Annotated in this window: 20 protein-coding genes; 14 read left to right on the forward strand and 6 right to left on the reverse strand. The window is 68.4% G+C overall.

Annotated elements, in window-relative coordinates; translation table 11 throughout:
* The first annotated feature begins 13 nt into the window (after positions 1-13).
* The 3 genes from ugpC to AC07Q9_RS04970 are packed head-to-tail and all read left to right on the forward strand — an operon-like array spanning position 14 to position 4327.
* A complete protein-coding gene (gene ugpC, locus AC07Q9_RS04960; protein WP_489059766.1) occupies positions 14-1021 on the forward strand; it encodes a sn-glycerol-3-phosphate ABC transporter ATP-binding protein UgpC in 1008 nt (335 codons plus the stop codon).
* 3 nt (positions 1022-1024) lie between these two features.
* Positions 1025-1771 (forward strand): glycerophosphodiester phosphodiesterase, encoded by a 747-nt coding sequence (gene ugpQ / locus AC07Q9_RS04965; protein ID WP_495307734.1) that lies wholly within the window; start codon positions 1025-1027, stop codon positions 1769-1771.
* Positions 1772-1822: 51 nt separating this feature from the next.
* The gene (locus AC07Q9_RS04970; protein WP_495307736.1) at positions 1823-4327 is read left to right on the forward strand and encodes a DUF3772 domain-containing protein; all 2505 of its coding nucleotides are present in this window, start codon (positions 1823-1825) and stop codon (positions 4325-4327) included.
* Positions 4328-4340: 13 nt separating this feature from the next.
* Here the strand turns inward: AC07Q9_RS04970 and AC07Q9_RS04975 are convergent, their stop codons facing one another.
* Positions 4341-4811: an Lrp/AsnC family transcriptional regulator gene (locus AC07Q9_RS04975; protein ID WP_056578260.1), complete on the reverse strand. Its 471-nt coding sequence runs from the start codon at positions 4809-4811 to the stop codon at positions 4341-4343.
* Between the two features lie 225 nt (positions 4812-5036).
* On the opposite strand from AC07Q9_RS04975, the gene AC07Q9_RS04980 reads away from it, so the two are divergent.
* The 4 genes from AC07Q9_RS04980 (at position 5037) to AC07Q9_RS04995 (ending at position 8303) form a co-directional block, all read left to right on the forward strand.
* Complete coding sequence (locus AC07Q9_RS04980; RefSeq protein ID WP_495307738.1) at positions 5037-6014, forward strand: ABC transporter substrate-binding protein; 978 nt, start codon at positions 5037-5039, stop codon at positions 6012-6014.
* A gap of 80 nt (positions 6015-6094) precedes the next feature.
* Positions 6095-6991 carry an ABC transporter permease gene (locus AC07Q9_RS04985; RefSeq protein WP_062474491.1) on the forward strand — a complete coding sequence of 299 codons (897 nt, stop codon included), beginning with the start codon at positions 6095-6097 and terminating at the stop codon, positions 6989-6991.
* On the forward strand, positions 6991-7785 hold the full coding sequence (locus AC07Q9_RS04990; protein ID WP_192193320.1) for an ABC transporter ATP-binding protein: 795 nt from the start codon (positions 6991-6993) through the stop codon (positions 7783-7785). The genes AC07Q9_RS04985 and AC07Q9_RS04990 overlap by 1 nt, the downstream gene beginning before the upstream one ends.
* Complete coding sequence (locus AC07Q9_RS04995) at positions 7785-8303, forward strand: GNAT family N-acetyltransferase (RefSeq protein ID WP_495307741.1); 519 nt, start codon at positions 7785-7787, stop codon at positions 8301-8303. The genes AC07Q9_RS04990 and AC07Q9_RS04995 overlap by 1 nt, the downstream gene beginning before the upstream one ends.
* Before the next feature lie 10 nt (positions 8304-8313).
* Here AC07Q9_RS04995 and AC07Q9_RS05000 read toward each other — a convergent pair whose 3' ends face one another.
* Positions 8314-8592, reverse strand: a complete 279-nt coding sequence (locus tag AC07Q9_RS05000) for a hypothetical protein (RefSeq protein ID WP_495307743.1) — start codon at positions 8590-8592, stop codon at positions 8314-8316.
* Positions 8593-8703: 111 nt separating this feature from the next.
* Here AC07Q9_RS05000 and hemA point away from each other — a divergent pair, with 111 nt between their 5' ends.
* The 5 genes from hemA (at position 8704) to paeA (ending at position 13794) form a co-directional block, all read left to right on the forward strand.
* Complete coding sequence (gene hemA, locus AC07Q9_RS05005; RefSeq protein WP_062474496.1) at positions 8704-9978, forward strand: glutamyl-tRNA reductase; 1275 nt, start codon at positions 8704-8706, stop codon at positions 9976-9978.
* Positions 9979-10084: 106 nt separating this feature from the next.
* On the forward strand, positions 10085-11173 hold the full coding sequence (gene prfA / locus AC07Q9_RS05010; RefSeq protein WP_495307746.1) for a peptide chain release factor 1: 1089 nt from the start codon (positions 10085-10087) through the stop codon (positions 11171-11173).
* Positions 11173-12021 (forward strand): peptide chain release factor N(5)-glutamine methyltransferase, encoded by an 849-nt coding sequence (prmC, locus tag AC07Q9_RS05015; RefSeq protein ID WP_495307749.1) that lies wholly within the window; start codon positions 11173-11175, stop codon positions 12019-12021. Before prfA ends, prmC begins: the two co-directional genes overlap by 1 nt.
* 31 nt (positions 12022-12052) lie before the next feature.
* Positions 12053-12382 carry a Grx4 family monothiol glutaredoxin gene (gene grxD / locus AC07Q9_RS05020; protein WP_056578246.1) on the forward strand — a complete coding sequence of 110 codons (330 nt, stop codon included), beginning with the start codon at positions 12053-12055 and terminating at the stop codon, positions 12380-12382.
* A 92-nt stretch (positions 12383-12474) separates the two neighbouring features.
* Positions 12475-13794 (forward strand): polyamine export protein PaeA, encoded by a 1320-nt coding sequence (gene paeA, locus AC07Q9_RS05025; protein WP_495307751.1) that lies wholly within the window; start codon positions 12475-12477, stop codon positions 13792-13794.
* A gap of 10 nt (positions 13795-13804) precedes the next feature.
* Here the strand turns inward: paeA and AC07Q9_RS05030 are convergent, their stop codons facing one another.
* Entirely contained in the window at positions 13805-14479 is a 675-nt protein-coding gene (locus AC07Q9_RS05030; protein WP_495307755.1) for a lytic transglycosylase domain-containing protein, read from the reverse strand.
* On the reverse strand, positions 14476-16221 hold the full coding sequence (locus tag AC07Q9_RS05035) for a proline--tRNA ligase (protein WP_495307757.1): 1746 nt from the start codon (positions 16219-16221) through the stop codon (positions 14476-14478). Before AC07Q9_RS05035 ends, AC07Q9_RS05030 begins: the two co-directional genes overlap by 4 nt.
* Before the next feature lie 135 nt (positions 16222-16356).
* Here AC07Q9_RS05035 and AC07Q9_RS05040 point away from each other — a divergent pair, with 135 nt between their 5' ends.
* Both AC07Q9_RS05040 and AC07Q9_RS05045 read left to right on the forward strand, forming a co-directional pair.
* Positions 16357-17025, forward strand: coding sequence for an RNA pyrophosphohydrolase (locus AC07Q9_RS05040; protein ID WP_495308223.1), 669 nt, complete (start codon positions 16357-16359; stop codon positions 17023-17025).
* A complete protein-coding gene (locus AC07Q9_RS05045) occupies positions 16973-17566 on the forward strand; it encodes a CNP1-like family protein (RefSeq protein ID WP_495307758.1) in 594 nt (197 codons plus the stop codon). The genes AC07Q9_RS05040 and AC07Q9_RS05045 overlap by 53 nt, the downstream gene beginning before the upstream one ends.
* A gap of 34 nt (positions 17567-17600) precedes the next feature.
* Here the strand turns inward: AC07Q9_RS05045 and proB are convergent, their stop codons facing one another.
* Both proB and cgtA read right to left on the reverse strand, forming a co-directional pair.
* Complete coding sequence (proB, locus tag AC07Q9_RS05050) at positions 17601-18740, reverse strand: glutamate 5-kinase (protein WP_489059791.1); 1140 nt, start codon at positions 18738-18740, stop codon at positions 17601-17603.
* Between the two features lie 80 nt (positions 18741-18820).
* The gene (gene cgtA, locus AC07Q9_RS05055) at positions 18821-19897 is read right to left on the reverse strand and encodes an Obg family GTPase CgtA (RefSeq protein ID WP_307696280.1); all 1077 of its coding nucleotides are present in this window, start codon (positions 19895-19897) and stop codon (positions 18821-18823) included.
* Between the last annotated feature and the right edge of the window lie 6 nt (positions 19898-19903).

Here is a 19903-nt window from a genome sequence, read left to right on the forward strand (position 1 = left end):
AATCGAGAAGAACATGGCTGCACTTTCCCTACGCAACGTCATCAAGCGCTACGGCCACGGGCCGAAAGCCAACCAGGTCATCCACGGCGTGAGCGCCGAGATCGCCGACCATGAATTCATCGTCATCGTCGGCCCCTCGGGCTGCGGCAAATCGACGCTGCTGCGCATGGTGGCCGGCCTCGAGGAAATCTCGGCCGGCGAGATCGCCATCGGCGGCAAGGTGGTGAACCAGCTCGAACCCTCCGAGCGCGACATCGCCATGGTGTTCCAGAACTACGCGCTGTACCCGCACATGAGCGTGTTCGCGAACATGGCCTACGGCCTGAAGATCGCCAAGGTGCCGACCGCCGAGATCAAGGTGCGCGTCGACAAGGCGGCCAAGATCCTCGAGCTGGGCCACCTGCTCGAACGCAAGCCGCGCGAGCTCTCGGGCGGCCAGCGCCAGCGCGTGGCCATGGGCCGCGCCATCGTGCGCCAGCCGCGCGTGTTCCTGTTCGACGAACCGCTGTCGAACCTCGACGCCAAGCTGCGCGCGCAGACCCGCCTCGAGATCCAGAAGCTGCACCGCGAGCTTGGCATCACCTCGCTGTTCGTCACGCACGACCAGGTCGAGGCCATGACGCTGGCGCAACGCATCATCGTGATGAACGGCGGCGTGATGGACCAGTTCGCGACGCCCGAAGAGGTGTACTCCAAGCCCGCGACCACCTTCGTGGCGAGCTTCATCGGCTCGCCGCCGATGAACCTGCTCAAGCACGCACCGGGCGTGCGCCCGGGCCAGATCCTGGGCATCCGCCCCGAGCACATGAAGCTCGACGAAAGCGGCTGGACGGTGCAGGTCGAGCAGGTCGAACTGCTGGGCGCCGAGCGCCTGGTGTACGGCCGCATCGGCGAGGAGCAGATCATCATGCGCACCGACGAAGGCGACCACCCGCCGGTGGCCGGCGACACGGTGAAGATCGCGGCGCGCGAAGACAAGCTCCATTGGTTCGACGCCGGCTCCGGCAAGCGCGCCGACTGAGCAATGGCCGAACGCAGCCCCTGGCCCTACCCGCGCTGGGTCGCGCACCGCGGCGCGGGCAAGCTGGCGCCCGAGAACACGCTCGCGGCCTTCCGCTTCGGCGCCTCGCACGGCTACCGCATGTTCGAATGCGATGCCAAGCTCAGCGCCGACGGCGTGGTCTTCCTGATGCACGACGCCACGCTGGAGCGCACCACCAACGGCCACGGCATCGGCGGCCAGCAGGCGTGGAGTGCGCTGTCGCAGCTCGACGCCGGCGGCTGGCATTCGCGCGCCTTCGCAGGCGAGCCGCTGCCCACGCTGGAGAACCTGGCGCGCTTCTGCCGCGCCAACGAGCTGCTGCTGAACATCGAGATCAAGCCCACGCCCGGCACCGAGCGCGAGACCGGCGAGGTGGTGGCGCGCGAAGCCGCGCGCCTCTGGCAGGGTGCGGCCGTGCCGCCGCTGCTCACCTCGTTCCAGGTCGATGCGCTCAAGGGCGCACAGGCCGTGGCGCCCGAACTGCCGCGCGGCCTGCTGCTCGACACGCTCTGGAACGGCTGGCTCGACACCGCGCTGGGCCTGGGTTGCCAGGCCATCGTCTGCAACCACGCGCTGTGGGACGCCACCACCGTGGCGCAGGTGCATGGCGCGGGCCTGCGCTCGCTGAGCTACACGGTGAACGACGAATGGGCCGCGCAGCGGCTCATCGACCTGGGCACCGACGGCATCATCACCGACCGGGTGGACCTGTTCAGTCCCGCGGGCTGACGCTGCATTTCTTACCCGTTCTTACGTCATGGCGGCTTCTATGATGCGGCCATGAATCGGACCTCTCGCCTGACGGGCCTGCGCCTTCCCGCCCTCCTGGCTCTGTGGGCCCTGCTGACGTGCGGCAGCGCCCTCGCGCAGCCGGACGCCAGCATGAACGCCGGCAGCGGCAACCCCAACAACAGCGCCAACACCGCGACAGCCGCCGCCGCGCCGCCCACCATCGCGGAGCTGCGCGCGCAGTTCGCCCGGATCGCCCCTTCGGGCAAAGCCAACGCCACGGTCGTTCCGGGCGCCGAAGACGACGCACGCAAGCAGCTCGCGCAGATCAACGAGATCGGCGTGCAGGCCGACAAGTTCGTCGCCGCCCGCACCGGCGAGCTGGCCGACCTGAACGCGCGGCTCGGCGAACTCGGCAACCCGCCTGCCGCCGGCGCCACCGAAGACCCCAACATCACGCGCCAGCGCGCGCAGCTGACCAAGGAGCGCAATGCGCTCGATGCGGACATCCGCCTGGCCAAGCTGCTGGCGATCGACGTGCGCCAGCGCGGCACCGACGTGGTGTCGCAGCGGCGCCAGCAGTTCGAAGCCGAACTCACCAGCCGCGCCGCCTCGCCGCTCGGCAGCGAGTTCTGGGACGACCTGCGCGACGCCTGGCCCGACGATTTCGAACGGCTGCAGGCGATCGGGGCGGCGCTCGGCGACGGCTTCGATCAGGCGCTGCAGCCCGAAAGCCGCACACCGGTGATCGCCTCGTTCATCGGCGCGCTGCTGCTCGCCTGGCTCGGCGTCTGGGCCGCCGAGCGCGGGCTGGCGCACCTGGCCACGCGCGTGCTGCCGGCCGGGCGGCTGCGCCGCTCGCTGCTGGTGATCGCCATCGTCGCCACGCACGTGCTGCTGGTCGCCGTGGCCGCGCACGGCGTCGTCGAAGTGCTCAAGGCGCACGCCACGTGGGACGCGCAGGCGCGCAAGGCGCTGCAGTCGGCGGCGCAGACGCTGACCTTCATGGCGTTCATCATCGGCCTGGGGCGCGGGCTGCTGGCCACGGGGCGGCCGTCGTGGCGCCTGCCGGCCATTCCCGACCTCACGGCGCAGCGCCTGTCGGCATTGCCGTGGCTGGTGGCGCTGGTGGCCGCGCTGGCGTGGACGCCCGCCGAACTCAACGCACTCATCGACGCCAGCTTTGCCGCCGTGGTCACCACGCATGTGGCGACGGCGCTGCTGCTCACCGCGCTGGTCGGCACCGTCGTGTACCGCCTGAAGGCACTGCGCGCCGACGCACCCGACGCCGGCCTGCCCGAACGGCCGATGTGGGTCGGGGTGCTGGTGGCGCTGATCGTGGTGCTGGTCATCACCATCTGGGTGCTGGTGGCTTTCGGCTACGTGGCGCTGGCGAGCTTCCTGGCCTCGCAGCTCACCTGGAGCGGCATCGTCGCGGCGGCCTTCTATGTGCTGTTCAAGTTCGCCGACGACCTGTTCATGGCCGTGGTGTCCTCGCGCAGCGCCTCCGGCCAGCGGCTGCAGAAGAGCTTCGGCCTGGCGCCGCAGACGCTGGACCAGGCGGCCACGGTGCTCTCGGGCCTGAGCCGCGTAGCGCTGTTCTTCTACATGCTGGTCGCGCTGGCCGCGCCGCTGGGCACGGGCCCGGGCGAGGTGTTCCAGCGCGGCGGCAAGCTCGGCACCGGCGTGAAGGTGGGCGAGTTCCAGCTGGTGCCGGGCGCGATCCTCAGCGCCGTGGCCGTGGCGGTGGTCGGCTTCATCGTGCTGCGGGTGTTCAAGCGCTGGCTGTCGCGCAGCTACCTGCCGAGCACGCAGTTCGAGCCGGGCATGCAGAGCTCGATCACCACGCTGCTGGGCTACGTGGGCGGCATCCTGGTGGTGGCGTTCTCGCTGTCGGCGCTGGGCATCGGCATCGAGCGCATCGCGTGGGTGGCCAGTGCGCTGTCGGTGGGCATCGGCTTCGGCCTGCAGGCCATCGTGCAGAACTTCATCTCGGGGCTGATCCTGCTGGCCGAGCAGCCGGTGAAGGTCGGCGACTGGGTGGTGCTGGGCACCACCGAGGGCGACGTGCGGCGCATCAACGTGCGCGCCACGGAAATCCAGCTGGGCGACCGCTCGACGCTGATCGTGCCGAACTCGGAGTTCATCACCAAGACCGTGCGCAACATGACGCTGGCCAACGCCGAGGGCCGCGTGCTGATCCGCCTGCCGATGCCGCTGACCACCGACGCGCAGCGCGTGCGCGAGCTGATCCTCGAGGCCTGCCGCGCACACGAGGGCGTGCTGGAAACGCCGGCGCCCTCGCTCACGCTCGAAGGCATCGAGAACGGGCTGCTGATCTTCCAGGCCATCGCCTACGTGCCGAGCCCCCGGCTGGCGGGCGGCGTGCGCAGCGACCTGCTGTTCACGATCCTCGACGCGCTCAAGCAGGCCGACCTGCCGCTGGCCACGCCCACGACACTCGTGATGGCGGCGCCCGCGCCGGTGCTGCCCGCCGAACCGTCGCCTGCGCCGGCCACGCCGGCCTCTCCTTTGCCGGGCACCACCAGCACCTGAAGCACCCGCTGCCCTATTCGAGCGGCAGCGCTCCCGTGCACTTGATCTCGTTCAGGCACACGCTGGAGCGCACCGCCGACACGCCCGGCATGTGCATCAGCGTGTGCATCAGGAACTGCGACAGCGCCTCCAGATCGCGCGCGACCACCTTGAGCACGTAGTCGAAGTCGCCGGTCACCGAGTAGCACTCCAGGATCTGGCGCATGTCGGCGATCAGGTCCTGGAACTTGGGCAGCTCGTCGACATGGCCGCGCGCCATCGTGACGTGGATGAAGGCGATCACGCCCAGCCCGATGTGGCGCGCGTTGAGCCGCGCGGCGTAGCCGCTGATCAGCCCCAGTTCCTCGAGCCGCCGGTGGCGCCGCAGGCACTGCGCGGGCGACAGCTGGGCCACCTCGGCCAGGTCCAGGTTGGACGCGCGGCCGTGCGCCTGGAGGTGGTCCAGAATCCGCCGATCGGTCCGGTCGAGTTCGATGATCTGCAATTTCGTCTCCCCATACGCATCAATGATGCAATTATGTTTCCTAAAGCGGGGAAAGCCCGAGGCATTCATGCACCTTAATTGTGCAAAGTACGATCTAGACTTCGACGCGCCCGGACGGCGTTGCGCCACGCCGGGCCGCTGAATTGCGCGCCCTGGTGCTTTGCCGGTGCCTTGCCGGCGGCTTCGAACGCACCCACACCCCTTTCCCCACCCGGAGACCCTTACGTGAAAAACGCTTTGCTTCGCACCCCCTTCAGCGCCGTGGCCCTGGCCCTCGGCGTGCTCGCCGCCGCACCGGCCCTGGCCGCCGACAAGTCGGTCGCCGTGACCGCCATCGTCGAGCACCCGGCGCTGGACGCCGTGCGCGACGGCGTGAAGGAAGAGCTGAAGGCCGCCGGCTACGAAGCAGGCAAGAACCTCAAGTTCACCTACCAGAGCGCCCAGGGCAACGTGGGCACCGCCGCCCAGATCGCCCGCAAGTACGTGGGCGATGCGCCCGACGTGATCGTCGCCATCGCCACGCCGTCGGCGCAGGCGACCGTAGCCGCCACCAAGACGATTCCCGTCGTGTACTCGGCCATCACCGACCCGGTGGCCGCCAAGCTGGTGAAGAACTGGGAGCCCTCGGGCACCAACGTGACCGGCGTGTCCGACCTGTCGCCGCTCGAGAAGCACATCGACCTGATCAAGAAGGTCGTGCCGAACGCCAAGCGCATCGGCGTGATCTACAGCCCGGGCGAAGCCAACTCGGTGGCCATCGTCGAGTCGCTCAAGAAGGCCGCCTCGGCCGCCGGCATGACGGTGGTCGAAGCCGCCGCCGCGCGCACGGTCGACGTGCCCACCGCCGCCCAGAGCCTGGTCGGCAAGGCCGACGTGATCTACACGCCCACCGACAACAACGTGGTCTCGGCCTTCGAAGGCATCGTGAAGGTGGCCCAGCAGGCCAAGCTGCCCGTGGTGGCCGCCGACACCGCCACCGTCGAGCGCGGCGCCGTGGCCGCACTGGGCCTGAACTACACCGACATCGGCCGCCAGACCGGCAAGATCGTGGTGCGCATCCTCAAGGGCGAGAAGCCCGGCGCCATCGCCTCGCAGACCAGCACCAACTTCGAGCTGGTGGTGAACCCCGGCGCGGCCAAGCTGCAGGGCGTGACCCTGTCGGACGCGCTGCTGAAGTCGGCGAAGGTCGTCAGCACCAAGTAAACGCCGCCCCGGCGGGCCTTTTGCTCCCGGCGCAGGCCGGGCGCCGGGGCCCGCCGACTGCGCTCCCGCCGGAAGCCCCCATGTCCCTCATTGCTTCGCTGGGCGCCATCGAGATCGGTCTGATTTTCGGACTGGTCGCGCTGGGCGTCTTCATGTCGTTTCGCATCATCAACTTTCCCGACCTCACGGTGGACGGCAGCTTTCCGCTGGGCGCCGCCGTGGCCGCGACGCTGATCGTCGCGGGCTGGAACCCCGCCGCCGCCACGGCCGTGGCCTGCGTGGCCGGCGCCGCCTCGGGCTGGCTCACGGCCTGGCTCAACGTCAAGCTGAAGATCATGCAGCTGCTCGCGAGCATCCTGGTGATGATCGCGCTGTACTCCATCAACCTGCGCGTGATGGGCAAGCCCAACGTGGCGCTCATCACCGAACCCACCGTGTTCAGCATGGTCAGCTTCGGCGGCATGCCCGAGCAGTGGGCCAAGCCGCTGTTGCTGCTGATCATCGTGATCGCCGCGAAGATCGTGGTCGACCTGTTCTTTGCCTCCGAAGCGGGCCTCGCGATGCGCGCCACCGGCGGCAACGCGCGCATGGCGCGGGCCCAGGGCATCTCGACCGACTTCCAGACCATGGCGGGCCTGGCGCTCTCCAACGCGCTGGTGGCGCTGGCCGGCGCGCTGTTCGCGCAGAGCCAGGGCACGGCCGACATCTCGATGGGCGTGGGCACGATCGTGATCGGCCTGGCCGCCGTGATCATCGGCGAGACCCTGCTGCCCGCGCGCAGCATGGTCATCACCACGCTGGCCTGCGTGCTGGGCGCGCTGCTGTACCGCTTCTTCATCGCGATGGCGCTGAACACCGACTTCATGGGCCTGCAGGCGCAGGACCTGAACCTGGTCACCGCCGTGCTCGTGGCGTTCGCGCTGCTGGTGCCCGCCTACAAGCGCAAGCTGGGCGGACTCTTCAAGGGGAAGAACTGATGCTGCGCGCCCAACAACTCGAAATCACCTTCAACCCGGGCACGCCGATCGAAAACCGCGTGCTGCGCGGCCTGAGCCTGGACATTCCCACCGGCCAGTTCGTCACCGTGATCGGCTCGAACGGCGCGGGCAAGTCGACCTTCCTCAACGCGATCAGCGGCGACCTGATGGTCGACAAGGGCCGCCTGGAGATCGACGGCAAGGACGTGACCCGCCTGAACGCCTGGCAGCGCTCGGGCATGGTGGCGCGCGTGTTCCAGGACCCGATGGCCGGCACCTGCGAGGCGCTGACCATCGAGGAGAACATGGCGTTGGCGTGGAAGCGCGGCGAGCGACGTGGCTTCGGCTTCTCGCTCAACCGCAACCTGCGTGAGCTGTTCCGCGAGAAGCTGTCGATCCTGAAGCTGGGCCTGGAAAACCGCCTGGCCGACCGCATCGGCCTGCTCTCGGGTGGCCAGCGCCAGGCCGTGAGCCTGCTGATGGCCTCGCTGCGGCCCTCGCGCATCCTGCTGCTGGACGAGCACACCGCTGCGCTCGACCCGAAGACTGCGGCCTTCGTGCTGGAGCTGACGGCCAAGATCGTCGAAGGCAGCCAGCTCACCGCGATGATGGTCACGCACAGCATGCGCCAGGCGCTGGACTACGGTTCGCGCACCGTGATGCTGCACGAAGGCCAGGTGATCCTCGACGTGGCCGGCGACCAGCGCGCGGGCCTGGACGTGCCAGACCTGCTGCGCATGTTCGAGCAGACGCGCGGCGAGAAGCTGGACGACGACAAGCTGCTGCTGGCCTGATGGACGCGACGCTTTCCCCTCCCCTCGTGCGCGACATGCGTGCGGACGACCTCGACGCGGTGCTGGCGATCCAGCTGGCCTGCTACGGCGCGGGGTTCGTGGAGGACGGCGTGCTCATCGCGCGGCGGCTGGCGGCCTCGCCGCACACCGGCTGGGTGGCCGAGCACGGCGGTGCCGTGCGGGCCTACCTGGCGGCCTACCCCTCGCAGCGCGGCAAGCTCACGCCGTTGCACGGCGACTTCGAGGTGGCGCCCGACGCCGACGCGCTGTACCTGCACGACCTGGCCGTGCACCCCGAGGCCTCGGGGCTGGGCCTGGGGCCGCGCCTCGTGCGCCACGCCTGGGCCCACGCGCTGCGCGCGGGCTGGCGGCATTCGACGCTGGTGTCGGTGCAGGCTTCGGTGGGGTTTTGGGAGCGCCAGGGCTATGCGGCCACGGTGCCGGCCGACGACCTGCAGCAAGCCCGGCTGGCGACCTACCCCGGGCAGTCGGTCTACATGGCCCGCCGGCTGGACTGAACAGGTCGGCTCAGCGGCCCCAGCCGCGCATCGCGAGCCACTGCACGGTGCCGCAGACCACCGCCAGCGCGGCATAGGTGGCCATCGAGCCGTCGCGGCCCGTGACGATCAGCCCGGCCAGCGAGGTCAGCAGGCCGGCCCCGAAGGTGATCGCCCATTGCTTCCACCAGTGCGGGATGCCGGTGCGCGGGCCGCCGAGAAAGCGCCCGACCGCCACCAGCACCAAGGCAATGAAAGCCGCAGGTGCCGCAAAATTAAGCAGGTGGTTGAAGAGGTCCAGCAGGTCCATGAGGGGCTGTGAGTGAGCGCAAGGCCATGTGGCGGCGCATATGGCTGTCATAGGGAAAGCCATTTGCCCCTCGGCAAACCTCGCCCGGCTGCTGATTTTATAATCATGGACATGTCAGTCTGGGCTCTCGGCTTGAACCACACGACCGCGCCGCTCGATCTGCGCGGTCGTTTCGCGTTCGCGCTCGACCAGATCGCCCCGACGCTGCACAGCCTGCGCAGCTCTTTCGCCGGCAACAGCAGCCACCCGCAGGTCGAGGCCGCGATCATCTCGACCTGCAACCGCACCGAGATTTATTGCGCCTCCGAGCACATCGCGCTCGACCACACCTTCGGCTGGCTGGCCCAGAGCGGCGGCGTGGCCCCCGCCCTGCTGCGCTCGCACGCCTACACCCTGCACGACGACGAAGCCGCGCGCCATGCCTTCCGCGTGGCCAGCGGGCTCGACTCCATGGTGCTCGGCGAGGCCCAGATCCTCGGCCAGATGAAAGACGCCGTGCGCGCGGCCGAAACCGCCGGCGCGCTCGGCAGCACGCTCAACCAGCTGTTCCAGCGCTCGTTCGCGGTCGCCAAGGAAGTGCGCACCGCCACCGAGATCGGCGCCCATTCGATCAGCATGGCCGCCGCCGCCGTGCGCCTGGCCGGCCAGCTGTTCGAAGACCTGCGCAAGACCCGCGTGCTGTTCGTCGGCGCGGGCGAAATGATCGACCTCGCGGCCACGCACTTCGCGGCCAAGGAGCCCAAGGCCATCGCCATCGCCAACCGCACGCTGGAGCGCGGCGAAAAGCTGGCCTCGCGCTTCGGCGGCGAAGCCATGCGCCTGGCCGACCTGCCGGCGCGGCTGGCCGAGTTCGACATCGTCATCAGCTGCACCGCGAGCACGCTGCCGATCATCGGCCTGGGCGCCGTGGAGCGCGCGCTCAAGGCGCGCAAGCACCGCCCGATGTTCATGGTCGACCTGGCCGTGCCGCGCGATATCGAACCCGAGGTGAAGGCCCTCGAAGACATCTACCTGTACACCGTGGACGACCTCGCCCAGGTCGTGCAGCAGGGCCAAGCCAACCGCCAGGCCGCCGTGGCGCAGGCCGAAGTCATCATCGACGCCGGTGTGCAGAGCTTCATGCACTGGCTGGGCCAGCGCGGCACCGTGCCGCTGATCCAGCAGCTCAACGCGCAGGCCGACGAATGGCGCGCCACCGAGATGGCCCGTGCGCGCAAGCTGCTCGCCAAGGGCGAATCGATTGACGCGGTGCTCGAAGCCATGTCGCGCGGCCTCACGCAGAAGATGATGCACGGCGCCATGGCCGAGCTTCACGCGGGCGATGCCGCCTCGCGCGAACAGACGGCGCAGACGCTCTCGCGCCTGTTCTTGCGCAAAGAGCGTTAGCGACGACGCGCGTCGATGGCCCCGCTCGTCGCGCGGGCCGCGGTCTCCATGCGCCCTGCCGCTGCACTGCGGCGTTCCCCTCCCCATTTTTCGAGCCCCTTCCGTCGTGAAATCCTTTCTGCGCCACCAACTCGAACGCTACGTCCAACGCCTGGGCGAGCTCGACTTCCTGCTCTCGCGCGAAGACATCATGAGCGACATGGCGCAGTACCGCACCATCTCGCGCGAGCACGCCGAGGTCACGCAGATCGCCGGCCGCTATGAGCGCTTCAAGCAGCGCGAAGCCGACATCGCGGGCGCGAAGGAAATGCTCGACGACCCCGACATGGCCGAGATGGCCAGGGAAGAAATCGCCGGTGCCGAGGCCGAGCTGGAGCAGCTCGAAGACGAGCTGCAGCGCCTGCTGCTGCCCAAGGACCCGGACGACGCGCGCAACGCCTTCATGGAAATCCGCGCCGGCACGGGTGGCGACGAGTCGGCGCTGTTCGCGGGCGACCTGCTGCGCATGTACACGCGCTACTGCGAGCGCGCCGGCTGGCGCTGCGAGGTGGTGAGCGAAAGCGAGAGCGAGCTCGGCGGCTACAAGGAAGTGGTGATCCGCATCGTGGGCGACGACGTCTTCGGCCACCTGCGCTTCGAGTCGGGCGGCCACCGCGTGCAGCGCGTGCCGGCCACCGAGACGCAAGGGCGCATCCACACCAGCGCCTGCACCGTCGCCGTGCTGGCCGAGCCCGACGAGACCGTGGCGGTGCAGATCAACCCGGCCGACCTGCGCATCGACACCTACCGCGCCAGCGGCGCCGGCGGCCAGCACATCAACAAGACCGACTCGGCCGTGCGCATCACGCACATCCCGACCGGCATCGTGGCCGAGTGCCAGGACGACCGCAGCCAGCACCGCAACAAGGCCAAAGCGCTGCAGGTGCTGTCGGCGCGCATCCAGGAAAAGGAGCGCAGCGAGCGCGCCGCCAAGGACGCCGCCATGCGCAAGGGCCTGATCGGCAGCGGCGACCGCTCGGACCGCATCCGCACCTACAACTTCCCGCAGGGCCGGCTCACCGACCACCGCATCAACCTCACGCTCTACAAGCTGCTCGCCATCATGGAAGGCGACCTGGGCGACGTGCTCGAGGCGCTGCGCGCCGCGCGCGAGGCCGAGCAGCTGGCCGAGCTGGAATTGAGCCTGCCGGCGTGATGACCGAAGCCTCCGCACCCTCCACCGTGGCGCAGGCACTGGCCGCGGCCATGGCCCTGGGCATCGACCGCCTCGACGCCCAGCTGCTGCTGCTGCACGCGCTGGGCCGTCCCGTGAACGACCGCGCCTGGCTGCTCGCGCACGACACCGACCCGTTTCCCGGCGAGGCCTGGCCCGCGTTCGCGCGCCAGTTGTCACGCCGCACGGCGGGCGAGCCGGTCGCCTACCTGCTGGGCGAGAAGGAATTCCACGGCCTGCAGCTGCAAGTCGATGCCCGCGTGCTGGTGCCGCGCCCCGACACCGAGACGCTGGTCGAATGGGCCCTGGCCTGCCTCGATGGTCGCCCCGCCCCGCGCGTGCTCGACCTCGGCACGGGCAGCGGCGCGATCGCGCTGGCGCTGCAGCACGCGCGCCCCGACGCGCAGGTCGACGCGGTCGATGCCAGCGCCGACGCCCTCGCGGTGGCCTGCGCCAACGCACAGCGCCTGGGCCTGCCGGTGCGCTTCACCGAATCGAGCTGGCTCGACGGCGCTGCCGACGGCTACGCGGTCATCGCCAGCAACCCGCCGTACATCGCCGCCGGCGACCCGCACCTGCCCGCGTTGCGCCACGAGCCCACCCGCGCGCTGGTCGCGGGCGCCGACGGCCTGGACGACATCCGCCAGATCGTGCGCGACGCCCCGGCCCACCTGACCGACGGCGGCTGGCTGCTGCTGGAGCACGGCCACGACCAGGCCGAGGCCGTGCGCCAACTGCTGGCCGCCCGCGGCTTCGCCGAAGTGCAAAGCCGTGACGACCTCGCCGGCATCGCGCGCTGCTCCGGCGGCATCTGGCGCACGGTGAAATAATCCCCCAGCCCACTTTTCTTCAGGAGTCCCCATGTCCGACGCTCAACAACGCATCGACGACCTCGTCAAATCCAACGAACTCGTGCTCTTCATGAAGGGCAACGCCAGCTTCCCGATGTGCGGCTTCTCGGGCCGCGCCATCCAGATCCTCAAGGCCGTGGGTGTCGACACCAAGGCGCTCAAGACCGTCAACGTGCTCGAAGACGACGGCATCCGCCAGGGCATCAAGGAATACAGCAACTGGCCCACCATCCCCCAGCTCTACGTGAAGGGCGAATTCGTGGGCGGCTCGGACATCATGATGGAGATGTACGAGTCGGGCGAGCTGCAGCAGGTGATCGGCGGCGGCGCGTCCGCCTGAGCCTTCCGCGCCCTGTTTGACGGGCGCCGCGCCCCGCGCGCGCCCGAACCCGGTGCCAGTCATGGCACCATGGCGGTCTACAACGTGCCGCCATGACTCTCACCCAAAGCCTGCTCATCATCGCGCTGCTGATCGCGATGAGCGCCTTCTTCTCCCTCGCCGAAATCTGCCTGGCCGCCTCGCGCCGCCTGCGTCTGCGCCAGATGGCCGACGAGGGCGACCCGCGCGCGGAAAAGGTGCTGCGCGTGCAGGAGCAGCCGGGCCACTACTTCACCGTGGTGCAGATCGGCCTGAATGCGGTGGCGATCCTCGGCGGCGTGGTCGGCGAAGGTTCGCTGAGCCCATATTTCGCCCGCTTCTTCGAGAACTGGCTGAACGTGGAACTCGCGGCCAACATCGCCTTCCTGTGCTCGTTCGTGATCGTGATCGCGGTGTTCCTGGTGTTCGCCGATCTGTTCCCCAAGCGCCTGGGCATGAGCGCGCCCGAGCGGCTTGCCGTGCGCATCGTCGGGCCGATGCTGTTGCTGATCACCGCCTTCAAGCCGCTGGTGTGGTTCTTCACGCGCGCAACCGACCTCTTGTTCAAGGTGCTGGGCATGCCGATGGCGCGCGACGACAAGATCACCTCGGCCGACATCCTCGCCATGACGGAAGCCGGCGCACAGGCCGGCGTGCTGGCGGCGCGCGAGCAGCAAGTGATCGCCAACGTGTTCGAGCTGGAAACGCGCCTCGTCAGCAGCGTGATGACCGCACGCGAGAGCATCGCCTGGTTCCTGCACGACGACCCCGAGTCAGTGCTGCGTGCGCGCATCGTGGCCGAGCCGTTCTCGGCCTACCCGGTGTGCGACGGCGACATCGACCACGTGCTGGGTTACGTGGACGCCAAGGACATGTTCCAGCGCGTGCTCAGCGGCCAGCCGCTGGCCTTCGACCAGGGCCTGACGCTGCACAAGGCGCTGGTGATTCCCGACCGGCTCTCGCTCACCGAGGTGCTCGAGCAGTTCCAGCAGGCGCGCGAAGACTTCGCGATCATCGTCAACGAGTACAGCCTGGTGGTGGGCGTGATCACGCTCAACGACGTGATGAGCACGGTGATGGGCGACCTGGTGTCGACCTCGACGCCCGAAGAAGAACAGATCGTGAAGCGCGACGAGAACTCGTGGCTGATCGACGGCATCACACCGATCCAGGACGTGCAACGCGCGCTGCACATCGACGAACTGCCGCATGCCGAGGAATACGAGACGCTGGCCGGCTTCCTGATGGTGATGCTGCGTCGCGTGCCCAAGCGCACGGACAGCGTGACCTGGGGCGGCTACACCTTCGAGGTGATGGACGTCGACAGCTACCGCATCGACCAGGTGATGGTCACCAGGGGCTCGGCCACCGCGAAGGCCGTGGTCGCCGACTGAGCGACAGTGTTCAGGCGGCCGAGCGGTCGCGCTCGCGGTCCTTGTCGGCGTACGCCCAAAGCCGCTGGTTCGCGAACACGGCGTCCGGGTACGGCGCCCGGCCCCGGCTGCCGTTGTAGCGGCCCAGCGTCATGAACAGGTCGCCCTTCTCGCGGTCGAGGTAGTGGCGCAGGATCACGCAGCCGAAGCGCAGGTTGGTCTGCATGTGGAACAGCTTGGCGGAGTCGCTGTCGCCGATCACGCGGGTCCAGAACGGCATCACCTGCATGTAGCCGCGCGCGCCCGCACTGGAGACCGCGAACTTGCGGAAGTTGCTCTCGACCTGGATCAGGCCCAGCACCAGGCTCACGTCGAGCCCCGAGCGCTTGGCCTCGTACCAGACGGTCTGCAGGAACTCGATGCGCGTGGACGCATCGGCCACCTTCTTGCGCAGGCGTTCGCTCATCTCGCCGAGCCACCGCAGGTACGCGAGGCGGGCCTCGGTGTCGGCAAACTGCGGCACCGGCGGCGCCTTGTTGTGGATGGCCGAACTCAGCGCGGTGCGCACCGAGTCGATCAGCGGCTCTTCGATCTGCGCACCGGCCCAGGCCGTTTGCGGCAGCGACAGAACCGTCAGGGCGCCTGCCGCAGCGCTGCCCACACCTAACAGGCAGCTGCGTCGCGAAAGGCCCCCCGCCACGCTCATGCCGCGAGCTTGCCGGCGATGAAGTCGGCAATGCCGGCCGCGGGCACCTTGGTGGCGGCGGTGTCGCGCCGGCCCTGGTACTCGAGCTGGCCTTCCTTGAGGCCGCGGTCGGAGATGACCACGCGGTGCGGCACGCCGATCAGTTCCCAGTCGGCGAACATCGCGCCCGGGCGCTCGCCGCGGTCGTCGAGCAGCACGTCGACACCCTTGGCCAGCAGCTCTTCGTAGAGCGCTTCGGCCGCGACCTTGACCTCGGGGCTGCGGTCCATGCCGATCGGGCAGACCACCACGGTGAACGGTGCCAGCGCGTCGGGCCAGATGATGCCGCGCTCGTCGTGGTTCTGTTCGATGGCGGCGGCCGGCAGGCGCGTGATGCCGATGCCGTAGCAACCCATCTCGAGGAACTGCGGCTTGCCGCCTTCGTCGAGGTAGGTGGCGTTCATGTCCTTGCTGTACTTGGTGCCCAGCACGAAGACGTGGCCCACTTCGATGCCGCGCTCGATGGCCAGCACGCCCTTGCCGTCGGGCGAGGCGTCGCCGGCGACCACGTTGCGCAGGTCGGCGACCAGGTCGGGCTCGGGCAGGTCACGGCCCCAGTTGACGCCGGTCATGTGGAAGTCGATCTCGTTGGCGCCAGTGATCCAGTCGGCCAGCACGGCGGCCTCGCGGTCGGCGACGAGCTTGACGGGCTTCTTGAGGTTCAGCGGGCCGAGGTAGCCCGGCTTGCATCCGAAGTGCTCGTCGATCTCGGCGGTGGTGGCGAAGCGGAAGCCCTTGTCCAGGCCGGGCAGCTTGCTGACCTTGATCTCGTTCATGTCGTGGTCGCCGCGCAGCAGCAGCAGCCAGATTTGCGCGCCCTTGATGTTGCCGGCATCGTCGAGGATGTCGGTGGCCAGCACCAGCGACTTGACCGTGGTGGCCAACGGCACGCCGAGCAGCTCGGCCACGTCGGCGCAGGTGCTCTTGCCGGGCGTGGGCGTCTTCTCGAGCGCGTTGGCGGCGGCGGGACGCGGGCCGGCCGGGGCCAGCGCCTCGGCCTTTTCCATGTTGGCGGCGTAATTGCTGTCGGGGCAGTAGACGATGGCGTCTTCGCCGGTGGCGGCGATCACCTGGAACTCTTCGCTCAGGTCGCCGCCGATGGCGCCGCTGTCGGCCGCCACGGCGCGGTAGCGCAGGCCGAAACGGTCGAAGATGTTGCGGTAGGCCTGAGCCATCACCTGGTAGCTGGCCTTGGCCGCGTCGAGGTCGCGGTCGAAGCTGTAGGCGTCCTTCATGATGAACTCGCGCCCGCGCATCAGGCCGAAGCGCGGACGGCGCTCGTCGCGGAACTTGGTCTGGATCTGGTAGAAATTCTTCGGCAGCTGCTTGTAGCTGCGGATTTCCTGGCGCGCGATGTCGGTCACCACTTCTTCGCTGGTCGGCTGGATCACGAAGTCGCGGTCGTGGCGGTCCTTGATGCGCAAGAGCTCAGGGCCCATCTTCTCGAAGCGGCCGGTCTCCTGCCAGAACTCGGCCGGCTGCACCACGGGCATCGTGAGCTCGACGGCGCCGGCGCGGTTCATTTCCTCGCGCACGATCGCCTCGACCTTGCGGATCACGCGCAGGCCCATGGGCATGTACGTGTAGATGCCCGTGCCGAGCTTCTTGATCATGCCGGCGCGCATCATGAGCCGATGGCTCGCGACCTCGGCGTCAGCGGGCGCTTCCTTCAGGGTGGAGACAAAAAATCGGGAAGCTTTCATCGGGATCGCGCAGGTGGGTTCGAAGTGAGGAGGGAGACAGGCACCCCGGAGAGACCCTGAGAGCCCGGAACCGGTCGCTTGCCGAGGGCAACCCGGCATGCATAATCGACTCAGTTCAAAAATTGGGGTTTGATTATGCTCGACCGGGACGGCTTCAGGCCCAACGTCGGCATCATCCTGCTCAACCAGAGAAACCAGGTTTTCTGGGGCAAGCGCATACGCACGCATTCCTGGCAGTTTCCGCAAGGCGGCATCGACCGTGGCGAAAGTCCCGAGCAAGCCATGTTCCGGGAACTGCACGAGGAAGTCGGGCTCCACCCGGAGCATGTGCGCATCGTGGCCCGTACCCGCGACTGGTTGCGCTACGAGGTGCCGGATCGGTTCATCCGCCGTGACGCACGGGGCCACTACAAAGGCCAGAAGCAGATCTGGTATCTGCTGCAACTTGTCGGCCACGATTGGGATCTCAACCTGCGTGCCACCGACCATCCCGAATTCGACGCTTGGCGCTGGCATGACTACTGGGTCCCGCTCGACGTGGTCGTCGAGTTCAAGCGCGGCGTCTACGAGATGGCGCTTACCGAGCTTGCTCGCTACCTGCCCCGGCAGGATTTCCGCAACCGCTTCCTGCGCAGCAATGTGCGCGCCCGAGAATTCGAGCGCCACACGCTGGACCATGGAGCACCTGCGGGCCTCGACCTGCCGCCCGGCGGCAGCTTCGATCCGCATCCCGACCTTCCTTCTGCGAGCGATGAACCTCCTCCCAAGAACAGCGCGTCTTCTTCTTTCCCGACGCCACGCTGAGCGTGCGCTCGTCATCGCCTGCGTCAGCCTGCTGGCCGCCTGCGCCTCCCGCGGCTACGACACCGACAACCCCGACTGGGCCCAGACTGGCATGCCACCGGCGCCCAAGAGCACCGAGCAGGACAAGGAGTGGGAAGAAACCGCGGTGCCGCCACCGCCGACCTTCAGCGAAAGCCGTCTGCTACCGATCGCGATGCCGCCCTACATGACACTGAAGTTTGGCGTCGACCCGAACACCATCGCCATCACGAAGGACGGCATCGTGCGCTACGTGGTGGTGGCACAGAACCGGGCCGGCGGCGCCGTCAATGCGTTCTATGAAGGCGTGCGCTGCTCGACAGCAGAGATGAAGAGCTATGCCCGCTTCAACAACGGTGCCTGGCAGGAAACGAAGTCGCCCGAATGGAAGCGCGTGAGGGACATGAACTCCAGCTACGTGCCGGCGCTGGCGACCCAGGGCCTGTGCCGCGGCAACGCGCCGCGCAGCTCGGTCACAGAGATGGTGCAGAACATCCGCAATCCGCTGCGCGAACTGCCCTGAGGCGGTGGCGGGGCACGGCGCCCCGCCCTGAAGATCAACCCGGCATCAGCACCATGTTGTCGCGGTGCACCATCTCCGGCTCGGCCGCGTAGCCCAGCAGCCGCTCGAACTCGGCCGAAGGCTTGCGGCACAGCAGCCGGGCCTCCACGCTCGAATAATTGGCCAATCCACGGGCCAGCTCGACGCCGTCGACGTCGCGCACCGCGATCACGTCGCCGCGCGAGAACTCACCCGACACGCCCGTCATGCCGATCGGCAACAGGCTCTTGCCTTCGCCGCGCACCTTCGCAGCCGCGCCGGCGTCGACGATGACGGCACCACGCAGTTGCAGGTGATCGGCCATCCAGCGCTTGCGCGCCTGGTGCTTGGCGGTCTGCGCCACCAGCAGCGTGCCGATGGATTCGCCACGCGTGAGCCGCAACAGCGCATCGGCTTCGCGACCCCAGGCGATGACCGTGGAAGCACCGGAACCCGCCGCGCGCTTGGCCGCGAGGATCTTGGTGATCATGCCGCCCCGCCCGATGCTCGAGCCGGCGCCGCCGGCCATGGCTTCGAGCGCCGGGTCGCCGGCAGCGGCTTCGTGCACGAACTTGGCGTCGGGGTCCTTGCGTGGGTCGGCCGTGTACAGGCCCTTCTGGTCGGTCAGGATGATCAGGGCGTCGGCCTCGACCAGGTTGGCGACCAGCGCGCCCAGCGTGTCGTTGTCGCCGAACTTGATCTCGTCGTTGACGACGGTGTCGTTCTCGTTGATCACCGGCACCACGCCCAGGCGCAGCAAGGTGACGAGGGTCGAGCGTGCGTTGAGGTAGCGTTCGCGGTCCGCGAGGTCGGCGTGCGTCAGCAGCACCTGCGCGCTGCCGATCTGGTTCTCACGCAGCTTGGTCTCGTACATCTGGGCCAGGCCCATCTGCCCGACGGCGGCTGCCGCCTGCAGTTCGTGGATCTCGTGCGGCCGGGTCTTCCAGCCCAGGCGCTTCATGCCTTCAGCGATGGCGCCGCTCGACACCATCACCACTTCGCGCCCGTCGCGCACCAGCTGCGCCAGTTGCCGGCACCACTCGCCGATGGCTGCTTCGTCGAGGCCGCGCCCCTCGTTGGTCACGAGGCTGGAGCCCACCTTGACGACGATACGGCGGGCATCCCGCAAGGCAGTGGAACCGGAATTCGAGGTCATGAAGGAAGAAGGCGTGTTTCAGGGATGCAGCCTGCGCTGCTTGCTATCCATTTTGCAGCACCGAAGGCGCCGCAACGCCCTCAGTTTTCTTCGGGCGGCAGCGGAACGAAGCGCGGATCAACCACGACGGTTTCGTGCTCGGCCACCTGCTGCGCCTTGACCTGCTGGTACACGGCCTTGATCAGGTGCTCGCAGCCCTCGCGCGTGAGCGCCGAAATCTCGAAGACCGGGCCCTTGAAACGCAGCCGCTTGACGAAGTCCTTGACCAGTGCCGCGCGCTCGTCGCCAGGCACCATGTCGAGCTTGTTCAGCACCAGCCAGCGCGGCTTGTCGTAGAGCGCGGCATCGTACTTCTTCAGTTCGCCCACGATGGCCTTGGCCTGGGCGACCGGGTCAACGGCATCGTCGAACGGTGCCATATCGACCACATGCAGCAGCAGGCGCGTGCGCTGCAGGTGCCGCAGGAACAGGTGACCGAGGCCGGCGCCTTCGGATGCGCCTTCGATCAGCCCGGGCAGGTCGGCGACCACGAAGCTTTGCTCCGGGCCGACGCGCACCACACCCAGGTTGGGGTGCAGCGTGGTGAAGGGGTAGTCCGCGATACGGGGACGGGCATTCGAGATGGCGCTGATCAGGGTCGACTTGCCCGCGTTGGGCATGCCCAGCAGGCCCACATCGGCCAGCACCTTGAGCTCGAGCTTGAGGCTCTTCTTCTCACCGGGCCAGCCGGGCGTCTTCTGGCGCGGCGCACGGTTGATCGCGCTCTTGAAGCGCATGTTGCCGAAACCGCCGTCACCGCCCTTGGCGATGGTGACGACCTCACCTTCCGTCAGCATCTCGTACAGAACCTCGCCGGTTTCGGCGTCGGTGATGATCGTGCCGACCGGCATCCGGAGCACGATGTCATCGCCCGCGGCGCCGAACATGTCGGAGCCCATGCCGTGCTCGCCGCGCTTGGCTTCGTGCCGGCGCGAGTAGCGGAAGTCGACCAAGGTGTTGAGGTTCGAGTCGGCCACCGCGAACACGTGGCCGCCACGGCCGCCGTCGCCGCCGTTGGGGCCGCCGAACTCCTTGTACTTCTCATGACGGAACGACACGCAGCCGTTGCCGCCATCGCCCGCGGCGATGTCGATGAAGGCTTCGTCGACGAACTTCATGGGATG

The organism is Variovorax sp. GW821-FHT09A10, assembly GCF_059418385.1.